The following is an 18,111-nucleotide window of genomic DNA, read 5'->3' as shown; positions in this document are numbered from 1 at the left end:
CGGCTTGCCCTTCGCGAGGCCTGCGTACTGCAGCGATGTCGCTTGAGCGAGCTTGGCAGCCTCCTGTAAGGACCCTGCTGACGTGTTCGTCGATTGCAGTTTTGGCAACCACTTTCCACGGTGCCTGAATGCCCTATGGCTAACTTTCTGGCTAAGTCCGAATCGCGCGAATCACCTTTCAAAGAGAACCTAATCAATTGGTGTCCAGGTCGACTCCCAGGCCGCCGACGGGAGTGGATCGCATTACTGATATGACGGTTTTAACAGCACAATCAGCACGCAGTGTGGACAACGGCTGTAGGCCGCATGGGGTCGAAATCCGCTTCCGTCAGCGACAGTTTCGGCCCGATGTTCGCGCTCTGCAGCGGTCGCGATGTGGCCGATACGCGCAGCGTGGCGAATATTGACTTCCGTGAAAGCAAAGTCCTACATTTGACCCTCGGCCACCGAGTAGCCGGCGTTGAGGAGGCATTTCGGGCATGGGTAAGCACTCCAAGAAGAATGTGCGCAAGCCGGCGTCGACCACGATGCGCTCCTCCACCCGGACGGTTGGCGCCTCGGTGGTGGCGGGTGGCTTGGCGTTCTCGCTTGGCGTTGCGACTCAAGCGCCGCCCCAACCGGACGTCGAACTGGCGGTGATCGGGGTGCCCGTTCCGCTCGGACCTGTTGGGGATACCTCCGGTGACGGCACGACCGGGGGAACGACGAGTGATTCCACGACGGCGGACTCCACGACGGCTGGTTCCACGACCGACTCCACGACGACCGACTCCACGTTCGGTGGCGCCGAGACCACTGGGACCGGGGACGGCACCGGCACCACGTCGGGGAGCACGACGGACGGAACGACCTCGGGTACCTCGGGTGCCGTGGTGAGTACGACGGGCGGCGCGGGCGGACGCATCTCGGGGTCCGAGGAGTCCGGTCTTTTCGGGCTCACCGGCCTGACATCGCTGACGGGTCTTACCACCGATCTGGCGACGACGGAGTCGACGTTGACGGGGTTGACCACCGACGTGACGGGGCTGACCACGGACCTGGCGACCACGGAGTCGACGTTGACGGGGTTGACCACCGACGTGACGGGGCTGACGACGGACCTGGCGACGACGGAGTCGACGTTGACGGGGTTGACCACCGACGTGACCGGGGTGACCGGGTTGACCACGGATCTGGCGACGACGGAGTCGACGTTGACGGGGTTGACCACCGACGTGACCGGGGTGACCGGGTTGACCACGGATCTGGCGACCACGGAGTCGACGTTGACGGGGTTGACCACCGACGTGACGGGGCTGACGACCGATCTGGCGACCACGGAGTCGACGTTGACGGGGTTGACCACCGATGTCACCGGGGTGACCGGGTTGACCACGGATCTGGCGACGACGGAGTCGACGTTGACCGGGTTGACCACCGATGTGACGGGGCTGACCACCGATCTGGCGACCACGGAGTCGACGTTGACGGGGTTGACCACCGACGTGACCGGGGTGACCGGGCTGACCACGGATCTGGCGACCACGGAGTCGACGTTGACCGGGTTGACCACCGACGTGACCGGGCTGACCACCGATCTGGCGACCACGGAGTCGACGCTGACCGGGTTGACCACCGACGTGACCGGGGTGACCGGGCTGACCACGGATCTGGCGACCACGGAGTCGACGCTGACCGGGTTGACCACCGACGTGACGGGGGTGACCGGGCTGACGACGGATCTGGCGACGACCGAGTCGACGCTGACCGGGTTGACCACCGACGTGACCGGGCTGACGACCGATCTGGCCACCACCGAGTCGACGTTGACCGGGGTGACGTCCCTGACGGGTGTCACCACCGCCTCGACTCTCACCGGGTCGACCACCGACGGGCCCACTCCGGGCCCGATCGCGCGGTTCTTCCAGTTCCTCTCGACGCTGATCGGCAACGTCATCAACTTCGTCATCAACCTGGTGACGTCGGTGGTCAATCTGATCTTCGGCGGCGGCACCGGCGGCGGCAGCAGCAGTTCCACCACCTCGGGCTGGTGGCTGACCTGAGATGGTGACCTACGCGCGCCGGCCACCGAAGGAGGTGGCCGAGGACGGCGTCGAGGAAGGTGCCGTAGAGGAACGACCGCGCTCTGATCGCTGGTCGCGCCTCCGAGAGGTGATGGTCAGCGGGTTCATCATCATCGCGCTGATTGTGGCCGCCGTGTGGAGCATTCCCGACTCGCCGATCAAGAGGGCGCTGAACCCGTCTCTGCTGCCGGTCGCACGCGCGACCGGATTGGATCAGAGCTGGCGGATGTTCTCTCCCGATCCGCCCAGGGCGGTGTCCGAGATCGAGACCTACGTGCAGTTCGACAGCGGGCTACGGCGCGTGTGGACGTTCGACCGCGACCGCGACATCCTCGGGTCGTTTCACTACGACCGCTGGCGCAAGCTGAAGGAGCAACTCCTCAACGAAGCGCAGCTGCGGCCCGCCTTCGCTATGTGGGTGGTGCGTCAGCTGACTCAGCCGGGCGAGAAGCCGCTCCGCGTGTGGATGGTGCGTGACACCCGGACGACGCCGGCACCCGGTGCCGACGGCCCCAACAAGAGGGAACGGAAGTTGTTGTACGACCGCATCTTCGAGAAGGCGTCGTGAACAGTCCGATGACGGCGCTGAGGGTCCGGGCGCAGGCCGGGGTCGCAGCGTGGCGAGGCTTCTGGTTCACCGTGCAGCCGGCCTACACGCTGGGGATCGTCCGGATGGCGTTCGGCGTCCTGGTCTTCTTCTGGGCGCTGGAGGTGGGTCGGGACCTTTACGTGCGATTCGGCAGCAGCGGCTTCTATCCGGTGCCGCCGAACGTCCCGTTCATGTGGTCGGTGTTCAAGCTATTCCCGTCCGATAGCGCCTTGCTGGTGGGTTGGCTGGCGTTGATGATCGCCTCGGTTGCTCTGATCTTCGGCTGGCACAGTCGATTCGCTGCGATCGTCGTATTCATCCTGATCTTCTCGTTCGAACGACGGAACCCGTGGATCTTCAACGCCGGTGACGGACTCATCCGGATCGAGGCGCTCCTGATGGCGCTGTCTCCCTGCGGTGCGGCCCTGTCGCTGGATCAGCGTAGGCGGACCGGTTCGTTCTGGACCTCGCAGGAGAAGTCGCTCTGGGCACTGAGGTTGATGCAGGTGCAGGTCTCGGTGATCTACATCTCGACCGTCATCGCGAAGTTGCGTGGCGAGACGTGGCAGTCCGGCACCGCCGTCGGGTACACCCTGCGCTTGGACGACATGCTGATCCTGCCGGTGCCGTGGTTCGTCTCCGACACGCCCGTCATCGCCAACGCGATGACGTGGGGCACGCTGGCGGTTGAAATCGCGATCGGCGTGCTCGTATGGAACCGGCGATGGCGGGCGAAGGTGCTGTTCGCCGGAGTGGTGCTGCATCTGTCGATCATGCTGACCGTCGTCGTGGGGTTCTTCTCGCTCGCGATGTTCGTCATGTACCTGGCGTTCGTCCCGACGGAACGTGCGCAGGCGATCGCGGATGCGATGGCACGTCGGTCGGCCGCGTTCACCGCGCGCTTCCGCAGGCGCAGGCAGCCCGCCGACACTCCACCGTCGACGCCGGAGCCGGTGCACGCCGCCGAGCCCGCCCCGGTGTTCGTCGTGCAGCGGCCCCCTGCGCCGGAACAGGAGGCCGAGCCCGTGTCGACTGGCAGGCACGCCCGCCGCGAACCGGCCGACGCCGCCGCCCCGGCACCTCGATAATCTGGGCCGCCTCGGCATGGTCCGTGCCCACCGGCGTCATGCGTGACTAATCTGGGGCAAATGCGTTGCAGCTCTCGAATGGTGTCGGTGTTCACGGCGGTGGTACTGGTGGTTGCCGCGTGCGGCACCAAGAGCACGCAGCCCGACGCCTCGACTCCCGTACCGCAGCCCTCCACACCCGCCACGGAGTACGCGGCCGGCATATCGGGGATGGTGCGCGCCGACGCCATGCTGGGGCACCTGCGCAAGCTCCAGGAGATCGCCGACGCGAACGGCGGCAATCGCGCGCTGGGCAGCCCCGGCTACGCCGCGAGCGTCGACTATGTGGCGGATACGCTGCGGGACAACGGGTTCGACGTCAACACCGACGAATTCGAGGTCAAACTGCCGTTCGCCGACGAACCGTCGGTCACCGTCGACGGGCAGGAGGTCAAGGCCGCGCCGCTCGGTTTCACCATCGGGACCCCCGGTGGGGGCGTCAGCGCGCGGTTGGTGCCGGTTCGCGCCGACGACACGCCGGGGTGCACGGCGAGCGACTACGACGGACTCGACGTCAAGGGCGCGATCGTCCTGGTCGACCGGGGCGCCTGCCCGTTCGGTGTGAAGCAGACGGTCGCCTCGGGCCTCGGGGCGGTGGCCCTCGTCGTCGCCAACAACGAGGACGGCGCCCCAGGCGGCGGCACCCTGGGCGAGGACACCGACGTCAAGATCCCCGTCGTGTCCATCGGGAAGGCCGACGGGGCGCGGTTGCGCGCCACCCCAGGTGAGACCGTGATCAAGATGAACGCGGGTGTGCGCGTCGAACGGACGCGCAACGTCATCGCCCAGACGAAGACCGGTTCCACGCAGAACGTCGTCATGGCGGGCGCGCACCTCGACAGCGTTTCGGAGGGGCCGGGCATCAACGACAACGGGTCGGGGGTGGCCGCCATCCTGGAGACGGCGATCCAGCTGGGCAGCTCGCCTCCGGTGAAGAACGCGGTGCGGTTCGGGTTCTGGGGTGCCGAGGAGGAGGGGCTGATCGGCTCCGCGAACTACATCGGGACGCTGGACCTCGACGCCCTCAAGGACATCGCGCTCTACCTCAACTTCGACATGCTCGGGTCGCCCAATCCCGGCTACTTCACCTACGACGGCGACCAGTCGGCGCCGCGCACCGACGCCGTACCGCGAGTGCCGGAGGGGTCGGCGGGTATCGAGCGCATGCTGGGCGCCTACCTGCAGGGTGCCGGAAAACCGCCGCGGGACACCGATTTCGACGGCAGGTCCGACTACGACGCGTTCACCCAGGCCGGGATCCCCGCTGGCGGTCTGTTCTCCGGCGCCGAGGAGAAGATGAGCCGCGAGGAGGCCGAACTGTGGGGCGGCGACGCGGGTGAGCCGTTCGATCCGAACTATCACAAGCCCGGTGACAACATCGACAACATCGACCGCACCTCATTGGAGATCCAGGGGCGTGGGGCGGCTTACGCGGTGAGCCTCTACGCGCAGGATCAGACCGGTCGCAACGGCGTGCCCGTGCGCGACGACCGCACCCGTCACGCGGTCGAGCAGTGAGGCGCGCGGCGCTGCTCCTCGGTGTCGTCCTCGTCGCCGCGGCCTGCTCGGCGCAGCCCGCCGATCCGCCCGACCCCGAGGAACTGGCGTCGAAGGTCACCGTCGACGGCATGTGGGCACGGCTGGAGAAGCTCTCGGAACTGACGCTGGCGGGCAGGGGTGGCCGCGCGGAGGGCACGTCGGGCTATGACGCGAGTGTCGACTACGTTGCGAACACGCTGCGCGACAGTGGCTTCGACGTGCAGACGCCGGAAGTCGACCGGCTGGCGCTGAAGAGCGAGGGGAAGCCCACGCTGACGATCGGATCGCGCGGATTCGCCGTCGACCAGGCGTCCCTGCTGACGTCGACCCCGCCCGGCGGGCTGTCCGCTGTGACGCTGCGTCCGGCGAAACCGTCCGGCTGTGCCGCGGCCGACTACGCCGGGGTCGACGTCCGCGGCGCGTTGGCGATCGTCGACGATGCCGTCTGCTCGGTCGTCGACAAGCAGAACGTCGCCGTTGCTAAGGGTGCGGTGGGCGTGCTGATGGTCAGCGATACCGGCACCGCGGGTGCGCGCGCCGGCCTGTTCCCGACCGGTTACTACGAGAAGTTGACGAGCCCCGTCGCGGTGATCGACGCGGCCGCCGACGCCGCGTTACGCCGCACGTCGGCGCCGGTTGAGTTGGTGCTCAACGCCGAGACGGTCCGGGTGAAGTTTCGAAACGTGGTGGCTCAGACCAAGACCGGGGACGCCCGCAACGTCGTCGTGGCGGGTGCGCATCTGGATGCGGCGGCGGGCAGCCCCGGTGTCAACGACAACGCGACCGGCGTCGCGGCGGTGCTCGAAACGGCGGTCGCGCTCGGTGGGTCGCCGCAGGTGACGAACGCCGTACGGTTCGCGTTCTGGGGTGCAGGCGGAGCGGGGCTCGAGGGTGTGACCAAATATGTTGCAGGGCTGGATCGTTCGGGGTTGGACGACATCGCGATGTATCTCGACTTCGATATGCTCGGCTCGCCCAACGCCGGTTACTTCACCTACGACGGCGATCAGTCCGGTGCCGCCAGCCCCGATTTCGCGGCTGCAAAGGTGCCCGATGGCTCGGCCGCCATCGAACGGACGTTGGCCGGCTACCTGAACCTGGCGGGAGTGCGGCCGGCCGACATGCCGTTGAGCCGGGCCGGCAACTACAGCCCGTTCCTGTCGGCGGGCGTTCCCATCGGTGGCGTGACCACCGGTGCGAGTCAACGGAAATCAGAAACGCAGGCCAGGCTCTGGGGTGGCCGCGCCGGTCAGCCCTTCGACCCCAACTACCGCACGCGCGGCGACACCCTCGACGACATCAACCGTGAGGCGCTGGGCATCACCGGGCCCGCCGTCGCCTTCGCCGTGGACACCTACGCGCGGTCCACCGGGGGCGTCAACGGGGTGCCCGCGCGGGGCTAGCAGCCCCGATAGGCCGTCGCCACCCGCGTGACGAACTGGTAGACGCCGTCCTCGTCGGGCGCCAGCGGACCCGGCTTGGCGTGAGGTGAGCTGAGGCCGCGCTGCACCGACTCGCACGCCGCCCAGTCCTGCCGGTTGGTGAGATCCCAGAAGTCCACCGCGTAGGACGGATCGAAATCCGGTTGCGCCGCAACCTCTTCGGGGAAGGCCCACGCGCACTCGACATGGGTGCGGTCGGCGGCGAGCGGCGTCATGAGATGTGTCATCACGTAATCGGGATGCAGGCTGACCAGGAGGTTGGGGTAGCCGACCAGATACATGACGCTGCGCAGCTCGTGCTCGGAGAGCCCCGTGATCGCCACCCCGCCGCTGGCACCCGACAGCGACATCGTGTCGGCACCCTCGATGATCGACATCCAGCCGCCCATCCACGTGCCCTCGAGGTCGAGGTTCTCACCGCTCGTCGGTGGGCTGATCCGGGACAGCTCGGGGTGGATCGTCGAGCAGTGGTAGCACTCCTGGTAGTTCTCGGCGATGATCTTCCAGTTGGTGGCCAGCTCGTAGGAATGCCGGGCCACCACGGTCAGATCCTCGGGCCGGTACGGGCCGACAACGTCCTCCAGACCCGCCACGTGGCTGTCGAATTCACCGCCTTCGCCGCTGCTGTCGACGAACAGCCAACCGTGCCAGTCGGTGATCCGTAGCGGGGTGAGCCCGAACTCGCCCGCGTCGAAACCGTCGTCGTCGGAGAAGCCGGGCGCGTTGCGCACCTGCCCGTCGAGCCGGTACGCCCAGGAGTGGTAGGGGCAGACGATGGTGCGCCGCTTGGTCGTCGCGCCGCACGCGAGCAGCTCGTGCCCGCGGTGTCTGCACGTGTTGGCGAATGCCCGCACCTGCGAGTCCTCGCCGCGCACCAGCAGCACGCCGTTGGCTCCCGATCCGACGGCCTTCTGCGCGCCGGCACCCACCAGATCGCTGGCGTGCCCGACGCAGATCCATCCGGAGAAGATGTTGGCCTGTTCCCACTCGAAGACCGCCTCGTCGGTGTACGCGACGCGCGGCAGCATGCGAGACCGTCCGAACGGCGCAAGGGCGGCGGCGAGCTCGTCGGCGGGGACGGGCGCCGGACCGTGCTGCTGTTTGAACATACAGTCAGGATAGTCGCTGAGCGTGCATCCGGTCTACCGCTGAGCACCACCTACATCTCGCCCGCGAAGGCGCCGATCCCGCGGTCCGCGGTGGTGTCGTCGTTGCGGGTCATCCTGCGGAACACCAGGTACCCGATGACGACGGCGGCGAGCGCGGTGAGCAGGAGCAGTGTGGCGAGCGCGTTGAGTGCGGGAGTGGGAGCGCCCCGTGCGGTGTTGTAGATCTTCACCGACACGGGTTCGGTGTCGGCGCCCCCGGACAGGTAGCGCACCAGGATGAAGTCGTCGATCACGTCGGCGAACACGAGCACGGTGCTGGCGAAGACCGCGGGCGTGAGCATCGGGAAGATGACGCGGCGCAGCGCTCCGAACGGCGATGCGCCGAGATCCATTGCGGCCTCTTCGTACTGGGGTCCGATGGTGGCCAGGCGGGCGCGCACCAGCACGGCGGGGTACGACACCTGGAACGTCACCAGGCCGATCACCTGGGCGGTGGTGCCGAGTTGGATCGGCAGCGCCACGGTGGTGATGACGAACAGCAGCGAGACCGCCAGCAGCACCTCGGGCAACACGAACGCGACGAGCATCAGGAAGTTCGCGCCGGCGGGCAGTTTCCCGCGCCAGCGGTCGATGCCGATGGCGAACAGCACGCCCAGCGGCACTGTGATCACCGTGGCGATGACACCGAGCTTCAGGGTCTGGAACAACGCGTCGTGCAGTGAGGCGTCGTGCCACACCGAGTGCGTGGTGTCACCCCAGTACCAGCGAAAGGAGAAGCCCTGCCACGTGGTTCGCGAGCGGCCGTCGTTGAAGGAGTAGAGCACCGCCACCAGCACGGGCAGCAGCGACCACAGCAGGTATCCGATCGTGACCGCGACGAGCACGCGCGGTGGTCGCCACGGGTCGTTCCACCATGCGATCGGACCGCGGATGCGTCGTGTCACGTCGCCACCTCGTCGCGGCGCCCCGTCACGCGGATGTAGTACAGCATCGGCAGCAGCGCCGCGATGAACACCAGCATGACGAAGGCGCCGGCCTGCCCGGTCTGCCCCGGACTCAGCACGCTGTTGTTGATCAGGTTGCCCACCATCGCGGTCTTCGGGGAGGCCGACAGCATGTCGCTGGTGAAGTAGTCGCCCAGCATGGGCAGGCACGTCAGCAGCAGGGCGGCGACGATCGTCGGGCGGCACAGCGGCAGCGTCACCCGCCAGAACGACGACAGCCGGTCGGCACCCAGGTCACGCGAGGCTTCGAGCATGGGCTGGGAGAGCCGATCGAGCCCGGCGTACATCGGCAGGATCATGTAGGGGACGTACCCGTACACCAGACCGAGGATGACGACGACGGGTTGTCCTGTGAGCCAGTCGATGTCGGGTTGGAACAGGCCGCCGAAGCTCAGCACCTCGTTGACCAGACCGTCGTCCTGCAACAGGTTGACCCAGGCGAACATCCGCATCATGTAGCTGATCCAGAACGGAGCGATCAGCAGTGCGAGTAGCAGACCCTTGCGGCGTCCTGCGAGCCGGGCCACGTAGTAGGACACCGGGAACGCGATCAGCAGGCACAGGGCGCTGGCTGCGACCACGTACACCGCCGTGCGCAGCAACGCGGGACCGAAGACGCCGTCGGCGCCGACGATGCGGGTGAGCACGTAGGTGAACTGAGTCGGGTCCCACTGCAGTGGATTCCAGGTGGGAACCGGGGTGCGGAAGATCGGGTCGACTTGACCGAACACGATGCACAGCACGACGTACATCGGCGCGAGGAAGAACAGCAGCAGCCAGATCAGGCCGGGCGCGGCGAGCGCGGGCCACAGGGCGCGGGTGCGCATCCGCAACACCGGGCGTTAAGCCCCGCCGGCCTTGAAGGTCCGCCAAACGTTCTGCCATGCTTCGTCGTTCGCGGCATCCAGCTCCAGCACCCGGTAACCGGCGTCGAAGAACTCGGGTTTGACGATCGACTCCTTGAGGTTCTCCGGGATGAACCCGTCGGCTACCAGCTTGTCTGGGTTGATCGAGTTCTGCGGCGGCTGGTAACCGATCTGCGCGTAGTTCTGCATCGCCACTTCGGGATCCAGCATGTGGTTGAGGAAGTGGTGGGCGAGCACGGGATTCCTGCCGCCCTTGAGGGTGACGAGCATGTCGTTGTCGACCATGCCCTTGCCGTCGGACGGGAACCAGTAACGCAGGACCTCCGGGCCGGTGCCCTCGGGCAGGTACGACTGAGCCATGATGATGTCACCCGACCACATCTGCGCCAGACCCAACTGCCCGGCGGGCAGATCACTGTAGGCGGTGATCGTGACGCGCGGAGACGTGTCCTGCACCAACGCCTTCAACTGCTCGCCGACCATCTTCAGGTCGTCCGGGTTGGACGTGTTGATATCGGTTATGCCCTGGCGCAGCAGGACCATCGCCATGGTGGTGTGCCAGTCGTCGAGGACGGCGACCTTGCCTTTGTACTTGGTGTCCCAGAACGCGTCGTACGGATTATCGAGGGCTCCGATGTCCTCGGGCACCTGGTCGGTCCGCCAGCCGATGCCCGTGGTGTAGATGGTGTACGGCACGGTGTAGCGCCACTCCCCGTCGTACCACGGGTTTTCGAACGTCGGCCACACGTTGGAGATGCCGGGGATGTAGGTGTGGTTCAGCGGGCGCAGCAGATCGCCGGTCACCAGCCGGCTGATCTCGGTGTAGTTGGCGTTGTAGACGTCGAAATCGACACCGCTGCGCAGCTTCGTCAAGGCCTCGCCGCCGTCGTTGTACGTCGACACCTCGACCTTCGTCTTGTACTTGTCCTCGAACGACTTCAGCGCGTCGGGGGCGAAGTAGTCGGCGTAGCTGTAGAGCTTGAGCGGGCCCTTTTCCGGTTCCAGCCCGTCACCGATCGGCTCGTTACCGGGGGCGATCGGCCACGTCACGGGATTGTCTGGCGCCGCGATGGTCAGAGTGGGCGTCGACGTTGCGGAGTCGGGCTTGGAACACGCCGCGAGGAGGGCGCCCAAAGTCGGTGCGCCAGCGGCCAGAATCGCGGCGCGCTGCAGGAACTGGCGGCGGTTGGGACTGCCTCGTCGGGGTCCGATGGGCACTGGCATTCAAGGCCTCCCCGAGGGTTGTCGGCGCGTGTCGCGTGGGTTTACTCTCACATAGACTGAATGCTCAGTCAACCGTTCACGGTCCTTTCCAGCGGGAGGTTTCCTCCGTGTCAACCCCGGTGCTCGAAAGCCCCGTGTCCGACGGCGTCGACGAACTGATCGCCGCAGAGCAGCGGGCGTTTCTGCGCAGGCAGCCGCGCAGCACCGAGATGATCGAACGGGCCAGCGAGCACCTCGCGGGCGGGGCCACCTCCAACTGGCAGATCGCCGACCCGCAGGCGGTCTGGATGAGCCACGGGGCCGGCTCCAAGGTCTACGACGTCGACGGCAACGAGTACGTCGACATGCACGGTGGCTACGGTGTTTCCATTGCGGGACACGCGCATCCGGCCATCGTCGCCGCGGTCAGCGACAGGGTGCGTCGCGGTACGCACTTCGCTCAGCCAACCGAGGACGCCATCTGGATCGCGGCCGAACTGGCGAGCCGCTTCGACCTGCCGCTGTGGCGGTTCGCGAATTCGGGCACCGAAGCCACCATGGACGCGGTGCATCTCGCCCGTGCGCTGACGGGCCGCGACCTCATCATCAAGGTCGAGGGCTGCTACCACGGCCACCACGACTCGGTGCAGGTGTCGGTGCTGCCGGAGGCCGACGAGGTCGGTCCGCGTGACCACCCGACGCGCGTGCCCGGTAACAGCGGCATTCCCGCCGCCATTCGCGATCTCGTCATCGTCGTTCCCTTCAACGACGCGCAGGCCGTCGAGCGCGCGCTCGCCGAGCACCGCGGACGGATCGCCGCGATGATCCTCGAACCGGTGATGATGAACGCGGGCATCATCGCGCCTGCCGACGGGTACCTGGCGACGATCCGAGACCTGATGCACCGGGCCGGCGCCTACCTGATCTACGACGAGGTGAAGACCGGCTTCACCACCGGCCCCGGCGGGGTGACCGCCCTGAGCGGAGTGGTGCCCGACATCGTCTGCCTGGCAAAGGCGTTGGGCGGTGGCATCGCCGTCGCCGCGATCGGAGGCACCACCCAGATCATGTCGGCCATCGCCGATGGGCGCTACGAACAGGTCGGGACCTTCAACGGCAACCCGCTGGCAATGGCCGCGGCCAGGGCGACGCTGTCCGAGGTGCTCACCCCCGACGCCTACCGGCACCTGGCGTCGGTATCGGCGCACCTGCGGACGGGGCTGGAGGCGGTGCTGGCTCGGCACGACCTCGACTGGCACGTGGTGTCCATCGGCGCCAAGGGCTGTGTGACCTTCCGGGGAGACCCGGTGCGCGAGTTTCGCGACTTCCTGACCGTCGACGCCCGATTCGGCCAGCTGCACTGGCTCATGCAGCACAATGGGGGCGTGTTCCTGCCGCCCTGGGGGAAGGTGGAGCAATGGCTCCTGTCCGTTCAGCACGACAACGACGACGCCGACCGGTTCATCGCGAACTTCGCGCGGCTCGCCGAAGCGGTGACGAACTGAGCGCGCGTTGGTAGCCGGTGTCACCGGTGGCGCGATCCGGTTGGTCGAACTCGCCAAGTCGTTCGCGGGCGTCCCCGCAGTCACCGGCATCGATCTCGACATCCCTGCGGGCCAGTTCTATTCGCTGCTGGGTTCGTCGGGCTGCGGCAAGACCACCACGCTGAGGATGATCGCGGGGTTCGAGAAGCCGGACTCCGGTCGCATCGAGCTCGACGGGCGCGACGTCGTGGGCGATCCGCCGCACAAGCGGCCCGTCAACACCGTGTTCCAGACCTACGCGCTGTTTCCGTTCATGACGGTGTGGGACAACGTCGCCTTCGGATTGCGCTACCAGAAGGCGTCGAAGGCCGAGTCCCGTAAGCGCGTGGGAGAGGCGTTGGAACTGGTGGCGATGACCGACTTCGCCACACGTCGCCCCGCGCAGTTGTCCGGCGGTCAGCAGCAGCGGGTGGCGCTGGCCAGGGCGCTGGTGCTGAGACCCAGGGTGCTGTTGCTCGACGAGCCGCTCGGTGCACTGGATGCCAAGCTGCGCAAGCGATTACAGCTCGAGCTACGCGCCGTCCAGCGCGAGGTCGGTATCACGTTCGTCTACGTGACGCACGATCAGGAGGAAGCGCTCACCATGAGCGATCGGATCGCGGTGCTCGCCGAGGGCAGGGTGGAACAGGTGGGCGCGCCAACCGAGATCTACTCGGCGCCGGCCACCACGTTCGTCGCGGGCTTCCTCGGTGCAGCCAACATCTTCGACGCCGATGTGCTCGAGAGCTCCGACGGCACCGCGATGTGCGCGGCGTTCGGCACCCGCCTGGGCGCCGCGGTCGACGGGCCCGCTCCCGTGGGGGATGCGGCGATCGTCATCCGGCCGGAGCGCATCGTCCTGCAGGCTGCCGGTGATCCGGTTAGTGAGGGCCAGAACGTGATTCGCGGCACGGTCGCCGAAGTGGTGTACCTCGGCGCGTCCACTCAGGTGCACGTCGACGTGGGGGCGGCGGCCGCGCTGGTGGTCGAGGTGCCCAACACGGCAGGACCGAACTCCGTGCCGCACCGAACCGGTGCGGAGGTGGCCTGCGTCTGTGCGCACGATGCCGTGCGGGTGCTGCACCGCAGTGCGGCGAGTCCGGTCAGCGACCCCGTGATCGAGCAGGAGCCGGTTTCCTCGACTTCTTGACCGGCGGCAGGTTCAGCTCGCGTTCGGCGAACCGCATCGCGATGTCGTAGGCGACGGTCGAATCCACCTCGGGGTCTTCGAGCGCCACCTGAATGGACAGGCCGTCGAGCAACGCGCCGAACTCGAGGGCGAACATCCTGGCGTCGACACCGCTGTCGAGTTCGGCCGAGGCCTCCGCGGATTTGATGGCGTCGACGATCATCCGGCGCCACCGTGCGTCGAGTTCGACGCGGCCCGCCTTGACCTCGTCGTGCCGAAACGCCTGCGCCCACAAGTCGAACCACAGACCCCACGCGCCGGGTATCTCGTTATCACCGGACGGGACGCACGTCCACTTGATCAGCAGCGACAGCCGCTCGCGCAGCGAGGTCTCGTCGGCCAGCATGGCCTCGGCCGCCTCGTAGAACGACTCCTCGGAGTGGCGCAGCGCATCGACCAGCAGCCGGTCCCTGGTGCCGAAGTAGTAGATGACCAGCGCTGAACTGACGCCGGCGCGCTTGGCGACGTCGGCGATTCTGGTGTCTCCGAAACCCCGCTCGCAGATCAGCTCCGCTGCCGCATGGAGCATTTCGGTTCGACGAGCTTCGTTGTTCTCGGTCGCGGGTGCGGGCTCGGCCATGGTCCCCCTCGTTGAGTGGCGGCGCTGCTACTTGTCTGCAGCCTAACACTCGCTTAGATTGAACAGTCAGTCAGGATGAGTGGCCCGCCCGGTGAGATGAGGTTCCCGATGTCCAGTTCCTACGACGCGATCGTCGTCGGAGGAGGCCACAACGGACTGGTGTCCGCGGCCTACCTCGCCCGTTCCGGCGCGCGCACTCTCGTACTGGAGTCGCGCGGCAGCCTCGGTGGCGCGGCGACCACCGAGGCCCCCTGGGAGGACGCCCCGCACCTGCGGGTCACCCGGCTGTCGTACGTCATGAGCCTGATGCCGCCGACGATCGTGCGGGAGCTGAACCTGGAGCGGCACGGCTACAAGGTGCACCCGATGGGCCCGTACTACCAGGCGTTTCCGGAGGGTGGCTCGCTGACGATCTACGAGGACGATCCCAAGCGCACCCACGACCAACTCGCCAGGTTCTCCAAGCGGGACGCCGACGCCTGGCCGAAGTGGAACGAGTGGCTCGAGGGCATCGCCGACGTCATGGGACCGCTGCTCACCCAGGTGCCGCCCAACATCGGGTCCCGTCGTCCGTCGGATCTGCTGGACCTCGCGAAGCTCGGGTGGAGCCAGCGCGGCATGACCACTCGCATGATGGGCGACGTCACCCGACTGCTCACCATGAGCATCGCGGATCTGCTCGACGACTGGTTCGAATCGCCTCAGATCAAAGGCGCGCTGGCGGTCAACGGCGTCATCGGAACCTGGGCGGGGCCCTACGAGCCGGGCACCGCCTACGTGATGGCGCACCACTCGATCGGCGACGTCGGCGACGGTCAGCTGGGCAGCTGGGGCTACCCCGAGGGCGGGATGGGCGGGGTCTCGGAGGCCATCGCGCGGTCGGCTCGCAGCTTCGGAGCCGAAATCCGCACCAACGCCGGGGTTTCTCGCGTCCTGGCTGCCGGAGGCCGGGTGCGCGGCGTGGTGCTGGACAACGGCGACGAGATCCTGGCGCCGCTGGTCGTCACCACGCTGCACCCGCGGATCGCGTTCCTCGACCACCTACCCCGCCACGAACTGCCCGACGACTTCGTCGGCGACATCGAACACTGGAAGACGCGCAGCGGTGTCGTGAAGATCAACCTGGCACTGGCCGAACTACCCAACTTCACCGCCGACCCCAGTTCGGGCCAGGCCGAGCACCACACCGGGTCCGTCGAGATGGCGCCCACCATGGAGTACATCGAGGCGGCCTTCCAGGACGCCCGCGTCGGCAAGCCCGCGCTGATGCCGTTCAGCGACGGCGTCATCCCCACCACTCTGGACAAGACATTGAATCCCGATGGGACGCATATCATGTCGCTGTTCACGCAGTGGTGTCCCGCGGAGTGGGCCGACGCGCCGCACACCGAGGAACTCGACGCGTACGCCGATCGGTTGATCGAGCTGTACGACCAGGTGGCGCCGGGATTCAAAGCCTCGATCACGCACCGCGACGTCGTCGGCCCGCACGAGATGGAGCAGGAGTACGGGCTCATCGGCGGCAACATCTTCCACGGTGAACTGTCACTCGAGCAGCTGTTCCACATGCGGCCGGCGCCGGGATTCGCCGACTACCGCACGCCGATCACGGGGCTGTACAACGGAAGTTCGGCGACCCACGCGGGCGGGGGAGTGTGCGGCATCCCCGGTTGGCAGGCCGCGAGGGCCGCCCTCGCCGATCAGAGGAAGGGCGGCCGGCGACTGCTCTCGGCGCTCGGTCGGCGCGGCTAGGGTCGGGCGGTGGATGCGCGCCGGACCGCCGTCGCCGCGATGCTCGGCGCGCGCTCGGTAGCGCTCGTCGGCGCCAGCGCCCGGCCGGACAGCCTGGGTGCGCGGATGATCGTCGAGGCGCGACGCAGTTCGGCGCGGATGCATCTGGTCAATCCGCGCTACTCCGATATCGACGGAACACCCTGCGCGCCAACGCTAGCCGACCTTGATGAACCGGTCGACCTGGTTCTGCTCGGCGTGCCGGACAGCGCCCTGGTCGAGCAACTGGAAGCGGCGGCCGCAGCGGGCGTCCGCGGCGCGGTGCTGTTCGGCGGTGCGCACGGCCTGCGCGACAAGGTCGCCGCCGTCGCCGCCGAGTCCGGAATGGCGCTGTGCGGTGCGGGCTGCATGGGCTTCGTGAACAACGCGCTCGGGTTGCGGGCGCTGGGCTACCTCGAACCCGATCCGCTTCCGGTGGGCGGGATCAGCCTGATCACTCACTCCGGCTCGGCGTTCTCGACACTGCTGCGCGCGCATCGCGGCTTCGGTTTCCGAATGGCGGTGTCGTCGGGTCAGGAACTCGTCACGGACGCAGCCGATTACGTGGAGTACGCGCTGGACGACCCCGGCACCGACGTGGTGGCGTTGCTGCTGGAGTCGCCGCGCGCGATGCCCCGGCTGCGCAGCGCACTGCTGCGCGCCGCCGAGCAGGGTGTGCCCGTGATCGTGCTGCCGGTGGGTGGATCGCCGACCGGGCGGGTGTTCGTGGCCGCTCACTCCGGGGCGCTCGCCGGTGAGGGCACGGCTTGGCGGGCCTTCTGCGAATCGGTGGGAGCGGTGATGGTCGGCGACCTGGCCGAGTTCACCGACACCATTGAGCTTTTCGCCGCAGGACGCCGCCCACGTGACGGGGTCGGCAGCGGAGCGATCGCGACGGTGCACGACTCGGGTGCCGAGCGCGCCCTGACGGCCGACGTGGCGCACACGCTGGGCGTGGAGTTCGCCGACCTGTCCCCGAAGACGGTGGAGTCGATCTCCGACCTGCTGGACGACGGTCTGGTCACCGCGAATCCGCTCGACGTGTGGGGGACCGGCGCGGACACGCGAAGACTGTTCCGGGCCTGTCTGCGCGTGCTGACCGACGACCCGGAGGTGGCGGTCACGGCGCTGGCCGTCGACCTGGTCACCGAGTACGACGGTGACACGGCGTACGCCGACGCGGTGCTGGACGTCGCGTCCGATACGCCGGCTCCGCTAGCCGTACTGACCTCGGTCCCGTCGGCGGTGGACCGAGCCACCGCAGATCGACTGCGCAGCAACGGGATACCCGTCCTGGAGGGCACCCGCAGCGGATTGGCGGCACTCGGGCATCTCGCGCGATGGCCCCGGCCGGTCGATACGCACGCGACCACCGTCGACGGAGACCGCAGGCGGCGCTGGCTGAACCGGCTCGCGGGGTGGGACCCGCGGTTGGCGTTCACGTTGCTGAGCGAGTACGACGTGCCCGTCGCCGAGGCGAGGTCGGCGTGCACTCTCGAGGACGTGCTGGCCGCTGCCGAGGTGATCGGTTACCCGGTGGCGCTCAAGACGCTCGGCGCCGAACACAAGAGCGACATCGGTGGCGTGATACTCGGGATCGACGGCCCCGCCGTGTTGCACCAGGCGTACGCCGACCTCGCGGTGCGTCTGGGGCCCGAGGTGATCGTTCAGGCGATGGCGGAGACGGGGGTCGAGATCTCGGTCGGCATCGTGCGTGACGCCGTCTTCGGGCCGCTGCTGGTGCTGGCCGCCGGTGGCACGCTGGTCGAGGTGCTGGCCGATCGCGTCGTGACCGTGCCGCCGGTGTCACCGAAGAGGGTGCTGGAGTTACTCGCCGGGTTGCGCGTCAAGAAGATGCTCGACGGTTGGCGGGGGTCCGCGCCCGCAGACGTTCTCGCGGTGGCGCGGGCGATCGCGGCGTTCTCGACCATCGCCACCGAGCTCGGAGACGCGGTCGAGGCGGTCGAGGCCAACCCGATCGTCGTCACGGCGGCCGGCGCCGTCGCCGTCGACGCCCTGGTCTACCCCCGCACCACCACCTAGCGGGTCACCTTCCTCGGCGAGCGTGCGTGTCTGTACGCCGACACGCCGGAATCCCTACGCGTGC

General features: G+C 67.7%; 14 protein-coding genes. 9 read left to right on the top strand and 5 right to left on the bottom strand.

The annotated features are described in order from the left end of the window. Positions 1-479 precede the first annotated feature (479 nt). Genes NM203_RS07500 through NM203_RS07480 form a run of 5 tightly spaced genes read left to right on the top strand, consistent with a single transcriptional unit; the run spans position 480 to position 6,721 of the window. Positions 480-2,042 (top strand): beta strand repeat-containing protein, encoded by a 1,563-nt coding sequence (locus tag NM203_RS07500; RefSeq protein ID WP_255059202.1) that lies wholly within the window; start codon positions 480-482, stop codon positions 2,040-2,042. 1 nt (position 2,043) lies between these two features. Then, the gene (locus NM203_RS07495; protein WP_255059201.1) at positions 2,044-2,631 is read left to right on the top strand and encodes a hypothetical protein; all 588 of its coding nucleotides are present in this window, start codon (positions 2,044-2,046) and stop codon (positions 2,629-2,631) included. After that, positions 2,628-3,740, top strand: coding sequence for an HTTM domain-containing protein (locus NM203_RS07490; RefSeq protein ID WP_255059200.1), 1,113 nt, complete (start codon positions 2,628-2,630; stop codon positions 3,738-3,740). Before NM203_RS07495 ends, NM203_RS07490 begins: the two co-directional genes overlap by 4 nt. 60 nt (positions 3,741-3,800) lie before the next feature. Further along, a complete protein-coding gene (locus NM203_RS07485) occupies positions 3,801-5,297 on the top strand; it encodes a M28 family metallopeptidase (RefSeq protein WP_255059199.1) in 1,497 nt (498 codons plus the stop codon). Beyond that, positions 5,294-6,721: a M28 family peptidase gene (locus NM203_RS07480; RefSeq protein WP_255059198.1), complete on the top strand. Its 1,428-nt coding sequence runs from the start codon at positions 5,294-5,296 to the stop codon at positions 6,719-6,721. Before NM203_RS07485 ends, NM203_RS07480 begins: the two co-directional genes overlap by 4 nt. Here the strand turns inward: NM203_RS07480 and NM203_RS07475 are convergent. From NM203_RS07475 to NM203_RS07460, 4 genes are read right to left on the bottom strand one after another with little or no spacing between them, the layout of a single operon-like run. After that, positions 6,718-7,869 carry an aromatic ring-hydroxylating oxygenase subunit alpha gene (locus NM203_RS07475; RefSeq protein WP_255059197.1) on the bottom strand — a complete coding sequence of 384 codons (1,152 nt, stop codon included), beginning with the start codon at positions 7,867-7,869 and terminating at the stop codon, positions 6,718-6,720. The genes NM203_RS07480 and NM203_RS07475 overlap by 4 nt on opposite strands. Before the next feature lie 50 nt (positions 7,870-7,919). After that, positions 7,920-8,813, bottom strand: coding sequence for an ABC transporter permease (locus NM203_RS07470; RefSeq protein WP_255059196.1), 894 nt, complete (start codon positions 8,811-8,813; stop codon positions 7,920-7,922). Beyond that, the gene (locus NM203_RS07465; RefSeq protein WP_255059195.1) at positions 8,810-9,700 is read right to left on the bottom strand and encodes an ABC transporter permease; all 891 of its coding nucleotides are present in this window, start codon (positions 9,698-9,700) and stop codon (positions 8,810-8,812) included. Before NM203_RS07465 ends, NM203_RS07470 begins: the two co-directional genes overlap by 4 nt. Positions 9,701-9,715: 15 nt before the next feature. Next, positions 9,716-10,963: a polyamine ABC transporter substrate-binding protein gene (locus tag NM203_RS07460; RefSeq protein ID WP_255059194.1), complete on the bottom strand. Its 1,248-nt coding sequence runs from the start codon at positions 10,961-10,963 to the stop codon at positions 9,716-9,718. Positions 10,964-11,070: 107 nt separating this feature from the next. Here NM203_RS07460 and NM203_RS07455 point away from each other — a divergent pair, with 107 nt between their 5' ends. Together NM203_RS07455 and NM203_RS07450 are read left to right on the top strand one after the other, a co-directional pair. After that, a complete protein-coding gene (locus NM203_RS07455) occupies positions 11,071-12,447 on the top strand; it encodes an aspartate aminotransferase family protein (RefSeq protein WP_255059192.1) in 1,377 nt (458 codons plus the stop codon). A 7-nt stretch (positions 12,448-12,454) separates the two neighbouring features. Beyond that, positions 12,455-13,615, top strand: a complete 1,161-nt coding sequence (locus tag NM203_RS07450; protein ID WP_408633312.1) for an ABC transporter ATP-binding protein — start codon at positions 12,455-12,457, stop codon at positions 13,613-13,615. Here NM203_RS07450 and NM203_RS07445 read toward each other — a convergent pair. Next, a complete protein-coding gene (locus NM203_RS07445; protein ID WP_255059191.1) occupies positions 13,569-14,234 on the bottom strand; it encodes a TetR/AcrR family transcriptional regulator in 666 nt (221 codons plus the stop codon). The genes NM203_RS07450 and NM203_RS07445 overlap by 47 nt on opposite strands. Positions 14,235-14,342: 108 nt before the next feature. Between NM203_RS07445 and NM203_RS07440 the strand changes: the two genes are divergently transcribed. Together NM203_RS07440 and NM203_RS07435 are read left to right on the top strand one after the other, a co-directional pair. Further along, positions 14,343-15,986, top strand: a complete 1,644-nt coding sequence (locus tag NM203_RS07440) for a phytoene desaturase family protein (RefSeq protein ID WP_255059190.1) — start codon at positions 14,343-14,345, stop codon at positions 15,984-15,986. 9 nt (positions 15,987-15,995) lie between these two features. After that, positions 15,996-18,047 (top strand): acetate--CoA ligase family protein, encoded by a 2,052-nt coding sequence (locus tag NM203_RS07435; protein WP_255059189.1) that lies wholly within the window; start codon positions 15,996-15,998, stop codon positions 18,045-18,047. The last annotated feature ends 64 nt before the right edge of the window (positions 18,048-18,111 follow it).

The organism is Mycolicibacterium arenosum (assembly GCF_024320865.1).
In the GTDB taxonomy this organism is placed as follows: Bacteria; Actinomycetota; Actinomycetes; order Mycobacteriales; family Mycobacteriaceae; genus Mycobacterium; species Mycobacterium arenosum.
Note: the sequence above shows the minus strand (reverse complement) of the source record. Positions and strands in the feature narration are given on the sequence as shown.